Here is a 12,344-nt window from a genome sequence, read left to right on the forward strand (position 1 = left end):
CCCAGAAATGGATTATCTGGGCGTGATTATCACGCCCAGTTTGATCACAGAGATTCGCGCAACAACAACGGGCAAGCCACCTTTCGCGTCTCCCGGTGTTCCAGCTGATTAATCAGATGCAGCGCCGCCTGCCGCCCCAGCTCGTAATGCGGTAATTGCACCGTGGTCAGCGGCGGCAGGAACAGTTGACCGATGCCGACCATATTGTCATAGCCCAAAACCCCCACCTGCTGAGGGATCTTCCAGCCCTGCGCCAACAGCACCTGATACACCATAAACGCCACCCGATCGTTGCCGCACACCACCACATCACAGTCGCGCTGCCCCGGCGAAAAGTGCCGCTCCAGCAGTTCCACGCTGTCGCGGTAGTGCTCATCGCCGTCGGTCAAATCAAGATGATATTGTCGCAACTGCTGAACATCACCCCCCGCGTCACACCAGGCGCGCTCCAGCCCACGACGGCGCAGCCCGGCCGCCAGGGTGGTTTCCGGCAGGTGAATACACAGCGGCGCGCGATACCCTTTGGCAATCAGTGTTCGCATGGCATCGTACTGGCCCTGCTCATCATCCGGGATATAACTCGCCACCGGGTTCTCCGGACTGACGCAGTTGGCCAACACCAGTTTTTTATCCAGCAATTTGGTCGGCAGTGTCACCTGCCGCAGCCCCATGGTGGTGAAAATCACCCCGTCCGGCCGGTGTGCCAGCAGCAGATCGATGGTGTGCTCCGCGCTGTCATCAGCGAACAGATTAACCACAAAGCTGTTCCAGCCGTGTTCGCGCGCGGTTTTTTCAATCGACAGGATCATGTCTACCGAGAAGGGGGTGGTCGCAGTATCCAGCGCCAGCACGCCGAGCGTTTGTACCCGGCTACTGTCACCACGAATACGCCGTGCCGCGAGATCGGGCACGTACTCCAGTTGGTCGATCGCCAGTTTGACGCGTTGGTAGGTTTCCGGCCGCAGCTTATCGGGCTCGTTGATGGCGCGGGATACCGTCATGAGCGATACCCCGGCAAGTTTTGCAACGTCTTTCAGCGAGGCCATGCGCCCTTCTCTGTGTGGGATAGAAAACCAAATAATCCCACAACTTAGCGCCGGACTCTAGCCCGGCTTAACCGGGTGTGATGTCGGCCCACAGAATAACACTCTCCTCCGTCAGCGGCGTCAGGGAGCCGGAGTGCTCGCCTGCCGCCCACCAGCCACCTTCACCTGCTGCCAGGGTGACGCCGTCCGCCACTGCCCAGCGCCCCTCCAACACATACAAAACGCCCGCATGTTGCCCCGGCAGCCGGGTCGCCGTCGTTACGCGCTGCACTCTGGCGGCCAAGCGGCCGCGCCGGGTCATGATGTTAAAGTCCTGACTGCTGCCCCCCAGCAAGGTTGCCTTTAGCGCCACATCGCCGGAGAAGGCGAACGGCTCACCGACCTGCGACAGATGATGGTCAATTTGTCCTGCGCTGAACAGGCGTACGCCGTCGCCTTCCAGCAGGGTGATCGAACGATCGATACCGCTGAATGCCGAAAACGGGCCGTCCTGCGCAATGGTGGCGATGCTGGCGCGCCAGTCAAAATCCTGAGCCCCCGGCGGCCAGCAGGCAATCTCGCGGGTTTCCCCGCCGCCATTGCGCCACGGCGTGACCGGCAGCGAAGCAAAATCAAAACGCGTCAGGCTCATTATGCCTCCTGCTGGAAGGTTTTCAGCACCTGCAAGAACTCTGCGCTGCTCTGTTGTTGCAAGACGTGGCGACCCTGATCGATCACCTGACGCCCGCCAACAAACACGTCACGAATTTGTTCCTTGCCGCCGGCGAACAACCAGCGATTCAGAATGGAAGCATCCGGCGCGGCAGCCAGGTAAGGATCGTCGCCGTCCAGCACCAGCCAGTCGGCACGGTAACCGCTTTGCAAACGGCCGATAGGGGCACCACAGGCCTGCGCCCCACCCTGCAAGGCCTGCTGGTAGAGCACATCCGCCACCGCCGGCTGTTCCGGCGTGGTCAGGCGGTTACGGCGCTGATCGCGCAGCCGTTGACCGTATTCGAACCAGCGCAGCTCCTCCACCACATTGAGCGAGACATGGCTGTCGGAACCTATGCCCCAACGGCCCTGATGTTGCAAATAGCCGTCGCCGGGGAAGATGCCGTCGCCCAGATTAGCCTCGGTGGTCAGACACAGGCCCGCCACCGCCTTGCTACGTGCCAACTTTTCCAGCTCGTCACGGTCAAGATGGGTGGCATGCACCAGACACCAGCGGCTATCCACCGGCAGATGCTCATACAGCCAGGCCACCGGCCGACGACCGCTCCAGGCCAGACAGTCGTTGACCTCTTTCTGCTGCTCGGCGATATGAATATGCACCGGCAGCGTGCTGTCCGACGCCGCCAGGATCTGCTGCATCTGGCTCAGTTCCACCGCACGCAGTGAGTGAAAACACAACCCCTGATTCTGCAACGGCTGGTCCGCCAACTGACGCGCGATCACCTGCTGCTGCTCCAGGTAGCGATCCGCATCCTGAATAAACCGTTTTTGCCCCACCTGCGCAGGCTGGCCGCCAAACCCGGCGTAGCTGTACAACACCGGCAACAGCGTCATACCGATCCCCGCCTGTGCCGCCGCCTGGCTGAGGCGACCGGTCATTTCACCGCGATCGGCATAGGGGTTGCCGTCGGCACCGTGATGCAGGTAGTGGAATTCTGCCACCTGGGTATATCCGCCTTTCAGCATTTCGATATACAGTTGGCGGGCGATCACCTCGACCTGCTCCGGCGTCAGCCGCTGCACCAGGCGATACATCAGATCGCGCCAGGTCCAGAAACTGTCCTGCGGGTTGCCCGCCACCTCCGCCAGCCCGGCCATCGCACGCTGAAAGGCGTGAGAATGAAGGTTCGGCATGCCCGGCACCACGTCGCCGTGCAGTCGGGTGCAGCCTTCGGGATCGGCGTCGACAGTCACCTGGGTCAGGTGGCCTTGCGCATTGACGTCCAGGCGAACGTTATGCGCCCAGCCTTCGGGGAGCAGAGCACGTGAGGCAAAATAAGCAGGCATGGCAGTATTCCACTGTTAGTGTAACGGCTAATAACGCGCGATAATCACGCATCAGAAAATGCACTGGCCCATCGCATTGCTGTGGCGAACCGGCCCTTAGTTGTATATACATATACATACGCCGACACCAACAGTAAACTGGTGTTATTATTTTTTTATTTGACGAGGTTAACGTCTTGGTTGATCAACAGACCGTGCTGCAACTGGCTGCTGCAATGAGCGATACCCCCGCCCCGATTTATCAACGGGTCAAGCAGGCGATCGTAAACCAAATCCGTGCGGGCCATTGGTTGCCGCACCAACGTGTCCCCTCGGAAAGCGAACTGGTGGCCGAGCTTGGCGTTAGCCGCATGACCATCAACCGCGCACTGCGTGAACTGACCACCGAAGGCTTCCTGATCCGCATGCAGGGCGTGGGCACCTTCGTCGCCGAAGCCAAGGCGCACACCGCGCTGCTGGAAGTGCATAACATCGCCGACGAAATCGCCGCCCGTGGCCATCGCCACAGCAGCAAGATCCTGCAGCTGAAAGCCCGCCCGGCCAGCGAAGAAGAAGCGCTGGCGTTAGGCATTCAACCCGGCCAACAGCTGTTCTATTCGCAGATCGTGCATTATGAAAACGACCTGCCGGTGCAGGTGGAAGACCGCTGCGTGAACCCCCTGATCGCGCCCGATTACATGAAGCAGGATTTCGACCGCGTCACACCCTATATCTACCTGACCCAGGCCGCACCGCTGACTGCCGGTGAGCACATTGTCGAAGCCGTGGTACCGACCCACCATGAGCGCGAGCTGCTGCAACTGGAAGACCACGAACCGGGCCTGCTGATCCACCGCCGCACCTGGTCTGGCAAAACCGTGGTGACCTCGGCGCGCCTGCTGTATCCCGGCAGCCGCTATCAGCTGTTTGGCCGTTTCACCAACGACGTCTGATCCCCCGCGGGTGCTCTTTTGCACCCGCTCTTCCACAACGATCACATCCCGATAACAAATTTTTATCCTGCCTCTTGTGACAACTCGATGAATGCGCTAGGTTGTTTTTAATTGTATATACAACCATGTGGGAGCCAAGGCTCCGGCGGAGAAAAGCCATGACTTCTGAGATTCACTGCGACAGCCTGTGGCACGGGGCCGACATCGTCACCATGCGCGACGGCAAGTATCACACCCTCAGCAACGGCGCGATCGCCGTGCGTGACGGCAAAATTGTCTGGCTGGGTGAATACGACGCGCTGCCGGCGACGCTGACTGCGGATGAAAAGGTGAAATTCGACGGCGGCATCATTACGCCGGGCTTTGTCGACTGCCATACCCACCTGGTGTTCGGTGGCAACCGCAGCGGAGAATTCGAACAACGGCTGAACGGCGTCAGCTATGCCGAGATCGCCGCTCAGGGCGGCGGCATCATTTCCACGGTCAGGGCCACCCGCGACGCCGAAGAAGAACAACTGCTGGAGCAGGCGCTGTTCCGACTACGGCCGCTGCTGGCAGAAGGCGTGACCTGCGTGGAGATCAAATCCGGTTACGGCTTGACGCCGGAAAGCGAACTGAAAATGCTGCGCGTGGCGCGCCGATTGGGCGAACTGCTGCCGGTAGAGGTGAAAACCACCTGTCTGGCGGCGCACGCGCTGCCGCCGGAATACGCCAACCGTGCCGACGACTATATCGATTTGGTGTGTAACACCATTATTCCTCAGGCTGCCGCCGCCGGACTGGCGGACGCGGTTGACGCCTTCTGTGAACATCTCGCGTTCTCACCGGCCCAGGTGGCACGGGTGTTCGCCGCCGCCGAAGCCGCCGGCCTGCCGGTTAAGCTGCACGCCGAACAACTTTCCGCGCTGGGTGGCAGCGAATTGGCCGCGCAGCACCATGCGCTGTCTGCCGATCACCTCGAATACGCCACCGAACAGGATGCGCGGGCGATGGGCGATGCCGGTACTGTCGCAGTGTTGCTGCCGGGCGCTTATTACCTGTTGCGCGAGACCCAATGCCCACCGGTTGATTTGTTCCGCAAACACGGCGTGGCGATGGCGATTGCCAGCGACGCCAACCCAGGCACCTCACCGGCACTGTCGCTGCGCCTGATGATCAACATGGCCTGCACGCTGTTCCGCCTGACGCCGGAAGAAGCCCTGGCGGGCGTTACGACACACGCGGCCAAAGCGCTGGGCCTGCAGGCAAGCCACGGTACGCTGGAAACCGGCAAGGTGGCTGATTTTATTCACTGGCCGCTGTCGCGACCGGCTGAACTGGCTTATTGGCTGGGTGGACAACTGCCCTGCACGGTGATTTTCCGAGGAGAAATACGTCAATGACTGTTCGCGACCCTTTTGATTTCCACGCCGGTAGCCTGCCGCTGCTGATCAGCATTCCCCACGCCGGTACCCGACTCACTCCGGCGGTCGAGGCCGGTTTAACCGAAGATGCCCAACCGCTGCCTGACACCGACTGGCATATCCCGCAGTTATACGAGTTTGCCCGTGCGATGGGTGCCAGCGTACTGGTCGGCAATTACTCGCGTTTTGTTATCGATCTGAACCGCCCGGCGGACGATAAGCCGCTGTACACCACCGCCACCACCGGCCTGTTTCCGGACGTGCTGTTTGACGGCCGCCCAAGCTTTCTGCCGGGTAAGGCCCCCTCGGACCAGGAGCGCGCCGGTTATCTGCAGCAGATCTGGCAGCCGTATCACCAGCAGTTGCAGGACGAACTGGCGCGGTTAAAGGCAAAACACGGCTACGCACTGCTGTTTGATGCCCACTCTATCGCCTCGGTGATCCCGCGTTTGTTTGATGGCAAACTGCCGGACCTCAACCTGGGCACCAACGGCGGTGAAAGCTGCGCCCCAGCGCTGAGCGATCGTCTGGTGGCCTGCTGCGAACAACAACAGCAGTTTACCCATGTGCTTAACGGTCGCTTCAAGGGCGGTTACATCACCCGCGCTTACGGCCAGCCACACGAGCAGCAGCATGCGATCCAACTGGAGTTGGCGCAGGTGAACTACATGTCCGAAAGCTACCCGTTTGCCTTTGAGCCCCAGCGTGCCGCCGCTCTGCAGCGCCTGCTGAAACAAATGATCGACAGCCTGCTTGCCTGGGGCGGCCAGCCGCGTTAAGCCTTTTCTAGCCTGATACGGGGTGACACTGTCACCCTGCATCCTCCCTTTCTCCCCCGCAGCTAACTTCCTGATTTAGTGACAGACCTCTGGTATCCCTGCTCGCCATCGTTTCGATTTGCGTACTGCATCGCAGTTTTGACTGAAAATCCCCCAATCTGGTCGGAACAGCGCACAAAACAGCGGCCCACGGATTTCGCGGTGCGCGACAATCTGGCGAAAAGTCCGCTGAGTCACAAATCGATCATTCACTCTGGAGGCAAAGTATGTCTGAAACCCCGCTAAACTGGCGCGCCGCACAGGCAGTCGCCGAGCGGCTGCTGGCTGACTGGCAGCCCGACGGCGAACCCGGTGGAGCGATTACCCTGTTCGACGCCGCGCAAATCCGGGCAACGGCCAGCGCCGGCCTGGCCGATCTGGCGCAAAACACCCCTTTTACCGCCGACAGCGTGGTGCGTTACGCGTCGGTCACCAAACATATATTTGCCGCGCTGGCGCTGAATGCCACCGACAACGCCCTGAGCCTGGATGACCGCCTTGGCGACTTGCTGCCAGAGCTACACGCCCCGCTGGCGGACGTCACCGTCGGCCAGGCGCTGGATATGACCAGTGGGCTGCCTGACGTGCGGGAAACCCTCGGGCTGCTGGGCATCTCGGTGCATACCCGCAGCGAGGCACAACCGGTGATGCAGTTCCTTCAGGGGCTGGGTGGGCTGAACTATCCGGCCGGCAGCGAAATCACTTATACCAATACCGGCTACCGCCTGGTTGAGGCGGCCCTGCAGGCCAAGGGGTATGACTTTGACCAACTGGTGCAGCAACACATCGCCCAACCGCTGCAAGTGCAACTACGGGCGCCTGAGAGCTGGTTTGACGTGGTGCCGGGGCTAACGCCCGGTTACTGGCGCTCAAAGCAGGGTTGGCAACTGGCCAGCGCCGGCCTGCATCTTTCCGCCTCCGGCAGCCTGACCGGCAGCGCCAATGCCCTCACCTGCTGGCTGCAGACACTGCTGGCCGACCAGGGCCCGGGGCAAGGCGTACTGGCACAGCTGAGCGCACCGCGCTATCTCAATCAAGGCCAACTCAGCGCTTACGGGCTGGGACTGGCGCAAACGCCACTCGGTAAACAACGCCTGCTGGGGCACGGTGGTTCGCACGCCGGTTACAAAACCTATTTCCTGCTGGCCCCCGACCGACAAGCCGGTGTGGCGCTGGTGGCCAACCGGGAGGACTGCGACAGTTTCGGTATCGCGCTGCAGGTGATGGCCGCCTTGCTGGACGAGATGCTGCCACAACGCAGCACCGCCATTCCCGATGGCATATACACCACGGTGGCAGAACCCTACTGGCTGGAAGTGAAGGACGGCAACGTCGCCTATCTGGGCAGTGATGAACCTTTGTATCAAGCCGATGACGGCTATGCGGTCTCGCTTTCCGCCCATATGCCAATACGGCTGAAATGGACCGGTGAAGCGGTTGAGGGCGAAGTGTGCCATGTGGCCCGCAATTTCCTGCCGGTCACGGCTAATCGCGAATGCCTGAAGCACGTGCAGGGCCTGTGGTATCACCCGCAATACCGCACCGCCTTCGAGATTTGCGGCGACCAGGTGCACATTGGAGTGGGGCCGGCGGCGCAGACTGGGACGATCAGCTCACTGGGTCAGGGCCGCATGCTGGTCGAAAGCCGTGATGGCCCGTGGCAGAAACGCTTTTGCCTGTATTTTCGCGGCTACAGCGTGGACTTGATCGCCAATCGCAGCCGGGTGCTGACCTTTCAGCGCAGCGAAGCCGGTTGCGACTAACGCCGGTATCACCCCGCCTTGCCGACCCGAACGGCCAGTAAGGCGGTAAACAGACGCTGCTTATCAGCATCGCTGAGGTTGGCCTGAGTGATGGCATCAATAAAACTGCCTCGTGCCGCCTCGGTCAATGGACCGGTTTTCAACTGCTGCGCCAGCCGTTGCAAAATACGGCTGCTGAGTTCGGCAATCTGCGGTCTTACGCTATCCAACGGACGCGGCTGCCAGCCACTTTCCGGCTGCGCCAGCCAGTCTGCGCGATAGCGGTACTGAATCGCCTTGGCGGCATCCATTTGCGCCAGGATAAATGGCCGCACCGAAAGCGGATCCAACCCCAATCGCTCCGCCTCTGCTTGCGTGCTGGCCAACACCCTGGCCTCCTGAGCCAAATCCTCGATCGGCAGATGCTGCTGCGCCTTGTAACCGGCAACGTCCTTCATATAAGCCAACCGCTGATTGACCAGTTCACCCAGCGCCGCACCGCCGTCCGCCAGCGCAGAAAAGCTGACCAGACAACAGGCAATCAATAACATCCTCAACATCACCCTTTCCCTCTCTACTCGAAAATCAGGAAAAGAGTTCACCACGTTCCCCCTGCTTCAGGCAAATAAAAAGCCTCGCCGAAGCGAGGCCTTAAAGCGGAATAGCGGAATAGCGGAATGTTAATTAAAGACACCGTTGATCACCGAGGCCACCAGGGCGGTGCTCAGAGCGACCAGCACCAGGTCGTCACCGGCAATACGCCATTCGTAACCCGGGTAGTAAGGCAGATCGTGCAGCATCGATGACGGCACCATTTTCTTGGCGATGCCTGGAGGCAACGGCTTGCCCCGAGCCAGATTCTTAGCAATGCCCGGCGGCAAAGAGCCATAACCGGTAAGGCCATAGTTTCGCGCCAGGGAACGTGCGTGCTCACGGGAAATACTGACGGAAACCAGCCCTTGGTCGCCATCATTACCTTTGGCTTTATTGCCATGCTTGCCGCTATTGCCGTTATTACCATGATTACCGTTGTTGCCGCTATTACCATGATTGCCGCTGTTGCCATTACCATTGCCGCCTTTATCGGCCAGCGCCGGTGCGGATGACAGGCCCAACGAAGCAATCAGCGCCAGCACTGTAAGAGTAGTACGACGTTTGCTCATAATGTCACTTCCTGCAGGGGTTATTAGCTTCACTATAGGCGTAATTCCCCACATAAAGCATGCGGAAAACTCTGAGAGTTTGATCACGTGTAGCGACATAAGGCTAGCCAGAGGGCCAAATATTATTCCAGCGCAAAACTATTCGATAAAACCGAATTTAAAACCCAGATTTTTCTTGCAGCGAAATAAGCCTTGCCGTAGTTTGGCTAAGTCACAAAAAAGAGTTAGCGAGCTCTTTTTCGTTGCACCTCAAATCATTTTTTATCACTCCGTGTGATAGTACTGAATACTTCCCGCCGTTCCGTGCGGGATTCTTTTTACCGATAAATCGACATCAGATGCACCAATACGGTGCTTTTTGTTGAGATTTGGTTGCCAATACTTTAAATTCGGCGTCTGAGAAACCTTAACCTCCCGCGGTGGCCAGTTGGCAACGGGTGGGCGTTCAGGAGCAAAAGACATGCAAATGACCCTCATGGAATACATCACGCAGCACTTTAATGGCGATCTTCACCGCTACGCGCAATCCGAAGGCGTGAGTCGTGAACAAATCATCAGTTGGATTGATAATGAATGCCACGTAATCAAAGGACGATTATTTATGCCGGTGAGGCATTTACCCGGCGAACAAGCGCAGTGATGACGAAAAAAAACCCCGCCAAAGCGGGGTTTTCTGTTTCTGATACCACGGAAAATCAGAAGTTATAACCCGCCACCAGGTAGTAGCCCCAGCCGGTAGATTTAATTGGACCCTGTGGGGTGCCGATATCCGCCCCATCCTGCCATTGGCCGCCGTTATGGAAATAACGTGCCACGAAGGAGTAGTGCCAGTGATCGTAGTTCAGCGCCAGAATATGGCTGGAAGCGATCGAGTTGCTGGTGCGAACCTGTTTGCCGGTGCCGTCAGTCCAGTTGCTGTCTTTGCCCAGATCGGAACCAAAGTCAAAGTTGGTAAAGCCGATGTAGCTCAGATTGCCGCCCCACAATTGGGTCAGTGGTACAAAGTATTTCACCTTGAAGCGGTAACCGTCCCAGCTGTTCTCATTGGCAGCCTGGTAGTTTTCCCACTGGTATTTGGCATAGATGTTCATCGACAGGCTCATTGGCAGGCCGGTATCGATATCTGTGCCCAGACCCATGTACCAGGTGTTCTGGCGGCCGTCGGTGTTATGACCCAGGTCATAGATGTAGTTGTTGGCGAAGTACCATTCTTTGAATGGACCGAAGCTCAGATCGGTGTTGGTCAGTTTGTCGATCGAGAAACGAGGTTCGATCTCCATAAACATCGGTGAGCCTTTGTCCCAGATGCCGCGGTCCGGGGTGTTGCCGACGCCGAAGAATTTAGGCACATCGACATAACCATAGAAATCAAACCAATCTTTTTTGGCGAAGGCTTCGTATTCCAGATAAACATCGTTGTTCAACTGAGGTCCGAAACGGGTGTGGTAGCTGCCCACCACGTTAACGCTCTGGTGCCACCAATCCGAGACGTATTGGCTGTCTTTGCTATCAGCCATTGAAGATGCACTGTAAGACGCTGCGAGCAGGATACCTGCTGCGAGAGCTATTTTTTTCATTTTATTACCACATGCTTAAAGGGCCATTTCCTGCCCGTTAGAAAAGATGACAATGAGTCTGACGACACCTGGCGTTGCCTCCGCTTACAAACTTCTCGGGCGACGCGCGCATTATAGAAATCACTGGGTGTAAGAATCTGTGATCCAGTTATGCATTTTGCGAATAGGTAATCGATTGCGTTCACATTTGTCAAATTATGTTTCATGCAAATTCACGATCGCTGTGATTTTTGTCATGCCCGGTGATTTTTAAAGCAGTTTTTGTGCCAATTGTGTGCAATGCAAAAAAGTAACCAGGTCTGTCGCAGAAATGAAAATGCCGGTGTTTTTAGCACCGGCATTTGTTGGAAATGTGACTGAGGGAAACGGAGGATCGAAAACCCGGGTTAAGACTCAGCTAATCGAGGGGATCGCTTTGGCGATATTTTCCTTACGGAAGACCACTTCTTGACCCGGTTCGATCTCCCACTCTTTGGGTGGAATATCCACCTTGGGTGCGGCGGCGATCACCGAACCATAAATCAGCTTGTCTACCCGGCGCAGAATGCTGACATCAAGCTGGTATTCATGGCGCAGATTGGCGGTGGTCAGACGCACGGTATCACCGCGTATATAACTTGCATCATCAATCACAGGTTGCTGAATGAATTGGATATCGTCTCTCATTTTTATGTTCCTTCATGCAAGATCGCTAGTTAGATTCTAGTTCAACATTGAGCAACCGGCGGATAATTTCCGTTAGTTTCCTCGGGTTGCCCGCCAACAGATTAACGATCCCAGGGTCACCATCACCACGCCCTGCCAGAAACTGGCGTTCAATGCGGTATCCAGCACCAGTGCGGCAAACACCGCCGATAACACCGGGGTAAAGTAAGATACCGTCGCCAGCAGCGTCATATTGCCGTGCAGAATACCCACGTTCCAGGCCGCGTACCCCGCCCCCATCGCCATGCCGGCACACAGCAACGTCAGGGTCACCGGCAGAGTGAACTGCATGCCGCTTTCGCTGCTGAAGGCATATTTGATCCACAGCGCGACGGCGGTCAGCGTAATAAACAGCACCACGCCGTTATGGCCCTGGGCAATTTTCTTGGTCAGATTGCAATACACGGCCCAAATCACCGCCCCGGCGAAAGCCAGCGAATAACTCAGCGGATTACTGTGCACGTTCGCCAGCATTTGCGCCGGTGACCAACCCCCCTCGCCGCTCATGATCCAGCCAATGCCGAACAACGACAGCAGCAGCCCGGGCAGCAACCACCATTTGGCCTTTTGACCGTTGAAAGCCAGCGCCATCAGCACGGTAAAACAGGGCCAGAGATAGTTGATCATCCCCACTTCAATCGCCTGCAGACGAGTATTGGCGTAACCCAGCGACAGCGACAGGCAGATTTCATAGCTGACAAACAGCAGGCTGCCGAGGATCAGATAAGCACGCGGAAACTGTCGAAGGTTTGGCAGGCGCAGTGCCAACAGCAAAAAAATCGCGCTGACGCTGTAGATCATCGCCGCCCCGCCGATGGGCCCCAACCCTTCGCTGACGCTGCGGATCAGGCCGACCACGCTGCTCCACAGCAGGATCGCCAACAGACCGAGCAAGGTGGCTTTATACGAAACGGGGAGTGAAGACATAAAGATGATCCAATCGGTTATTTTTTATCA

At 57.8% G+C, this 12,344-nt stretch carries 13 protein-coding genes; 5 read left to right on the forward strand and 8 right to left on the reverse strand.

Annotated elements, in window-relative coordinates; genetic code table 11:
- Nucleotides 1–44 precede the first annotated feature (44 nt).
- The 3 genes from OC597_RS24090 to OC597_RS24100 all read right to left on the reverse strand — a co-directional run bounded on the left by OC597_RS24090 (nucleotide 45) and on the right by OC597_RS24100 (nucleotide 3,047).
- Nucleotides 45–1,046, reverse strand: coding sequence for a LacI family DNA-binding transcriptional regulator (locus tag OC597_RS24090; protein ID WP_261255473.1), 1,002 nt, complete (start codon nucleotides 1,044–1,046; stop codon nucleotides 45–47).
- A gap of 67 nt (nucleotides 1,047–1,113) precedes the next feature.
- Nucleotides 1,114–1,677 carry a HutD/Ves family protein gene (locus OC597_RS24095; RefSeq protein WP_261284401.1) on the reverse strand — a complete coding sequence of 188 codons (564 nt, stop codon included), beginning with the start codon at nucleotides 1,675–1,677 and terminating at the stop codon, nucleotides 1,114–1,116.
- Nucleotides 1,677–3,047, reverse strand: a complete 1,371-nt coding sequence (locus tag OC597_RS24100; RefSeq protein ID WP_262210778.1) for a formimidoylglutamate deiminase — start codon at nucleotides 3,045–3,047, stop codon at nucleotides 1,677–1,679. Before OC597_RS24100 ends, OC597_RS24095 begins: the two co-directional genes overlap by 1 nt.
- Nucleotides 3,048–3,223: 176 nt before the next feature.
- Here OC597_RS24100 and hutC point away from each other — a divergent pair, with 176 nt between their 5' ends.
- From hutC to OC597_RS24120, 4 genes are all read left to right on the forward strand, one after another.
- Nucleotides 3,224–3,979, forward strand: a complete 756-nt coding sequence (gene hutC, locus OC597_RS24105) for a histidine utilization transcriptional repressor HutC (protein WP_112348329.1) — start codon at nucleotides 3,224–3,226, stop codon at nucleotides 3,977–3,979.
- A gap of 158 nt (nucleotides 3,980–4,137) precedes the next feature.
- Nucleotides 4,138–5,361, forward strand: a complete 1,224-nt coding sequence (gene hutI / locus OC597_RS24110; RefSeq protein ID WP_261255482.1) for an imidazolonepropionase — start codon at nucleotides 4,138–4,140, stop codon at nucleotides 5,359–5,361.
- Nucleotides 5,358–6,161 carry an N-formylglutamate deformylase gene (gene hutG, locus OC597_RS24115; RefSeq protein WP_261255484.1) on the forward strand — a complete coding sequence of 268 codons (804 nt, stop codon included), beginning with the start codon at nucleotides 5,358–5,360 and terminating at the stop codon, nucleotides 6,159–6,161. Before hutI ends, hutG begins: the two co-directional genes overlap by 4 nt.
- Before the next feature lie 266 nt (nucleotides 6,162–6,427).
- The gene (locus tag OC597_RS24120; protein ID WP_262210781.1) at nucleotides 6,428–7,963 is read left to right on the forward strand and encodes a serine hydrolase domain-containing protein; all 1,536 of its coding nucleotides are present in this window, start codon (nucleotides 6,428–6,430) and stop codon (nucleotides 7,961–7,963) included.
- An 8-nt stretch (nucleotides 7,964–7,971) separates the two neighbouring features.
- Here OC597_RS24120 and OC597_RS24125 read toward each other — a convergent pair whose 3' ends face one another.
- On the reverse strand, nucleotides 7,972–8,502 hold the full coding sequence (locus tag OC597_RS24125; protein WP_262210783.1) for a chorismate mutase: 531 nt from the start codon (nucleotides 8,500–8,502) through the stop codon (nucleotides 7,972–7,974).
- Between the two features lie 120 nt (nucleotides 8,503–8,622).
- Nucleotides 8,623–9,105, reverse strand: a complete 483-nt coding sequence (locus tag OC597_RS24130; RefSeq protein WP_262210786.1) for an anti-virulence regulator CigR family protein — start codon at nucleotides 9,103–9,105, stop codon at nucleotides 8,623–8,625.
- A gap of 460 nt (nucleotides 9,106–9,565) precedes the next feature.
- On the opposite strand from OC597_RS24130, the gene OC597_RS24135 reads away from it, so the two are divergent.
- Nucleotides 9,566–9,745, forward strand: a complete 180-nt coding sequence (locus OC597_RS24135) for a hypothetical protein (RefSeq protein ID WP_017892577.1) — start codon at nucleotides 9,566–9,568, stop codon at nucleotides 9,743–9,745.
- A gap of 55 nt (nucleotides 9,746–9,800) precedes the next feature.
- Here the strand turns inward: OC597_RS24135 and OC597_RS24140 are convergent, their stop codons facing one another.
- From OC597_RS24140 to yddG, 3 genes are all read right to left on the reverse strand, one after another.
- Nucleotides 9,801–10,682 carry a nucleoside-specific channel-forming protein Tsx gene (locus OC597_RS24140; RefSeq protein ID WP_261423703.1) on the reverse strand — a complete coding sequence of 294 codons (882 nt, stop codon included), beginning with the start codon at nucleotides 10,680–10,682 and terminating at the stop codon, nucleotides 9,801–9,803.
- A gap of 393 nt (nucleotides 10,683–11,075) precedes the next feature.
- Complete coding sequence (locus OC597_RS24145; protein WP_262210790.1) at nucleotides 11,076–11,348, reverse strand: hypothetical protein; 273 nt, start codon at nucleotides 11,346–11,348, stop codon at nucleotides 11,076–11,078.
- Between the two features lie 72 nt (nucleotides 11,349–11,420).
- Complete coding sequence (yddG, locus tag OC597_RS24150; protein WP_261462427.1) at nucleotides 11,421–12,314, reverse strand: aromatic amino acid DMT transporter YddG; 894 nt, start codon at nucleotides 12,312–12,314, stop codon at nucleotides 11,421–11,423.
- Nucleotides 12,315–12,344: the final 30 nt, after the last annotated feature.

The organism is Serratia proteamaculans, from assembly GCF_946227095.1.
Classification (GTDB): domain Bacteria; phylum Pseudomonadota; class Gammaproteobacteria; order Enterobacterales; family Enterobacteriaceae; genus Serratia; species Serratia proteamaculans_E.

Coding starts and splice junctions, on each gene's coding strand:
- OC597_RS24135 (WP_017892577.1), top strand. CDS start 9,566: ATGCAAATGACCCTCATGGAATACATCACGCAGCACTTTAATGGCGAT.
- OC597_RS24095 (WP_261284401.1), bottom strand. CDS start 1,677: ATGAGCCTGACGCGTTTTGATTTTGCTTCGCTGCCGGTCACGCCGTGG.
- hutI (WP_261255482.1), top strand. CDS start 4,138: ATGACTTCTGAGATTCACTGCGACAGCCTGTGGCACGGGGCCGACATC.
- OC597_RS24090 (WP_261255473.1), bottom strand. CDS start 1,046: ATGGCCTCGCTGAAAGACGTTGCAAAACTTGCCGGGGTATCGCTCATG.
- OC597_RS24130 (WP_262210786.1), bottom strand. CDS start 9,105: ATGAGCAAACGTCGTACTACTCTTACAGTGCTGGCGCTGATTGCTTCG.
- OC597_RS24125 (WP_262210783.1), bottom strand. CDS start 8,502: ATGTTGAGGATGTTATTGATTGCCTGTTGTCTGGTCAGCTTTTCTGCG.
- yddG (WP_261462427.1), bottom strand. CDS start 12,314: ATGTCTTCACTCCCCGTTTCGTATAAAGCCACCTTGCTCGGTCTGTTG.
- hutG (WP_261255484.1), top strand. CDS start 5,358: ATGACTGTTCGCGACCCTTTTGATTTCCACGCCGGTAGCCTGCCGCTG.
- OC597_RS24140 (WP_261423703.1), bottom strand. CDS start 10,682: ATGAAAAAAATAGCTCTCGCAGCAGGTATCCTGCTCGCAGCGTCTTAC.
- OC597_RS24100 (WP_262210778.1), bottom strand. CDS start 3,047: ATGCCTGCTTATTTTGCCTCACGTGCTCTGCTCCCCGAAGGCTGGGCG.
- OC597_RS24120 (WP_262210781.1), top strand. CDS start 6,428: ATGTCTGAAACCCCGCTAAACTGGCGCGCCGCACAGGCAGTCGCCGAG.
- OC597_RS24145 (WP_262210790.1), bottom strand. CDS start 11,348: ATGAGAGACGATATCCAATTCATTCAGCAACCTGTGATTGATGATGCA.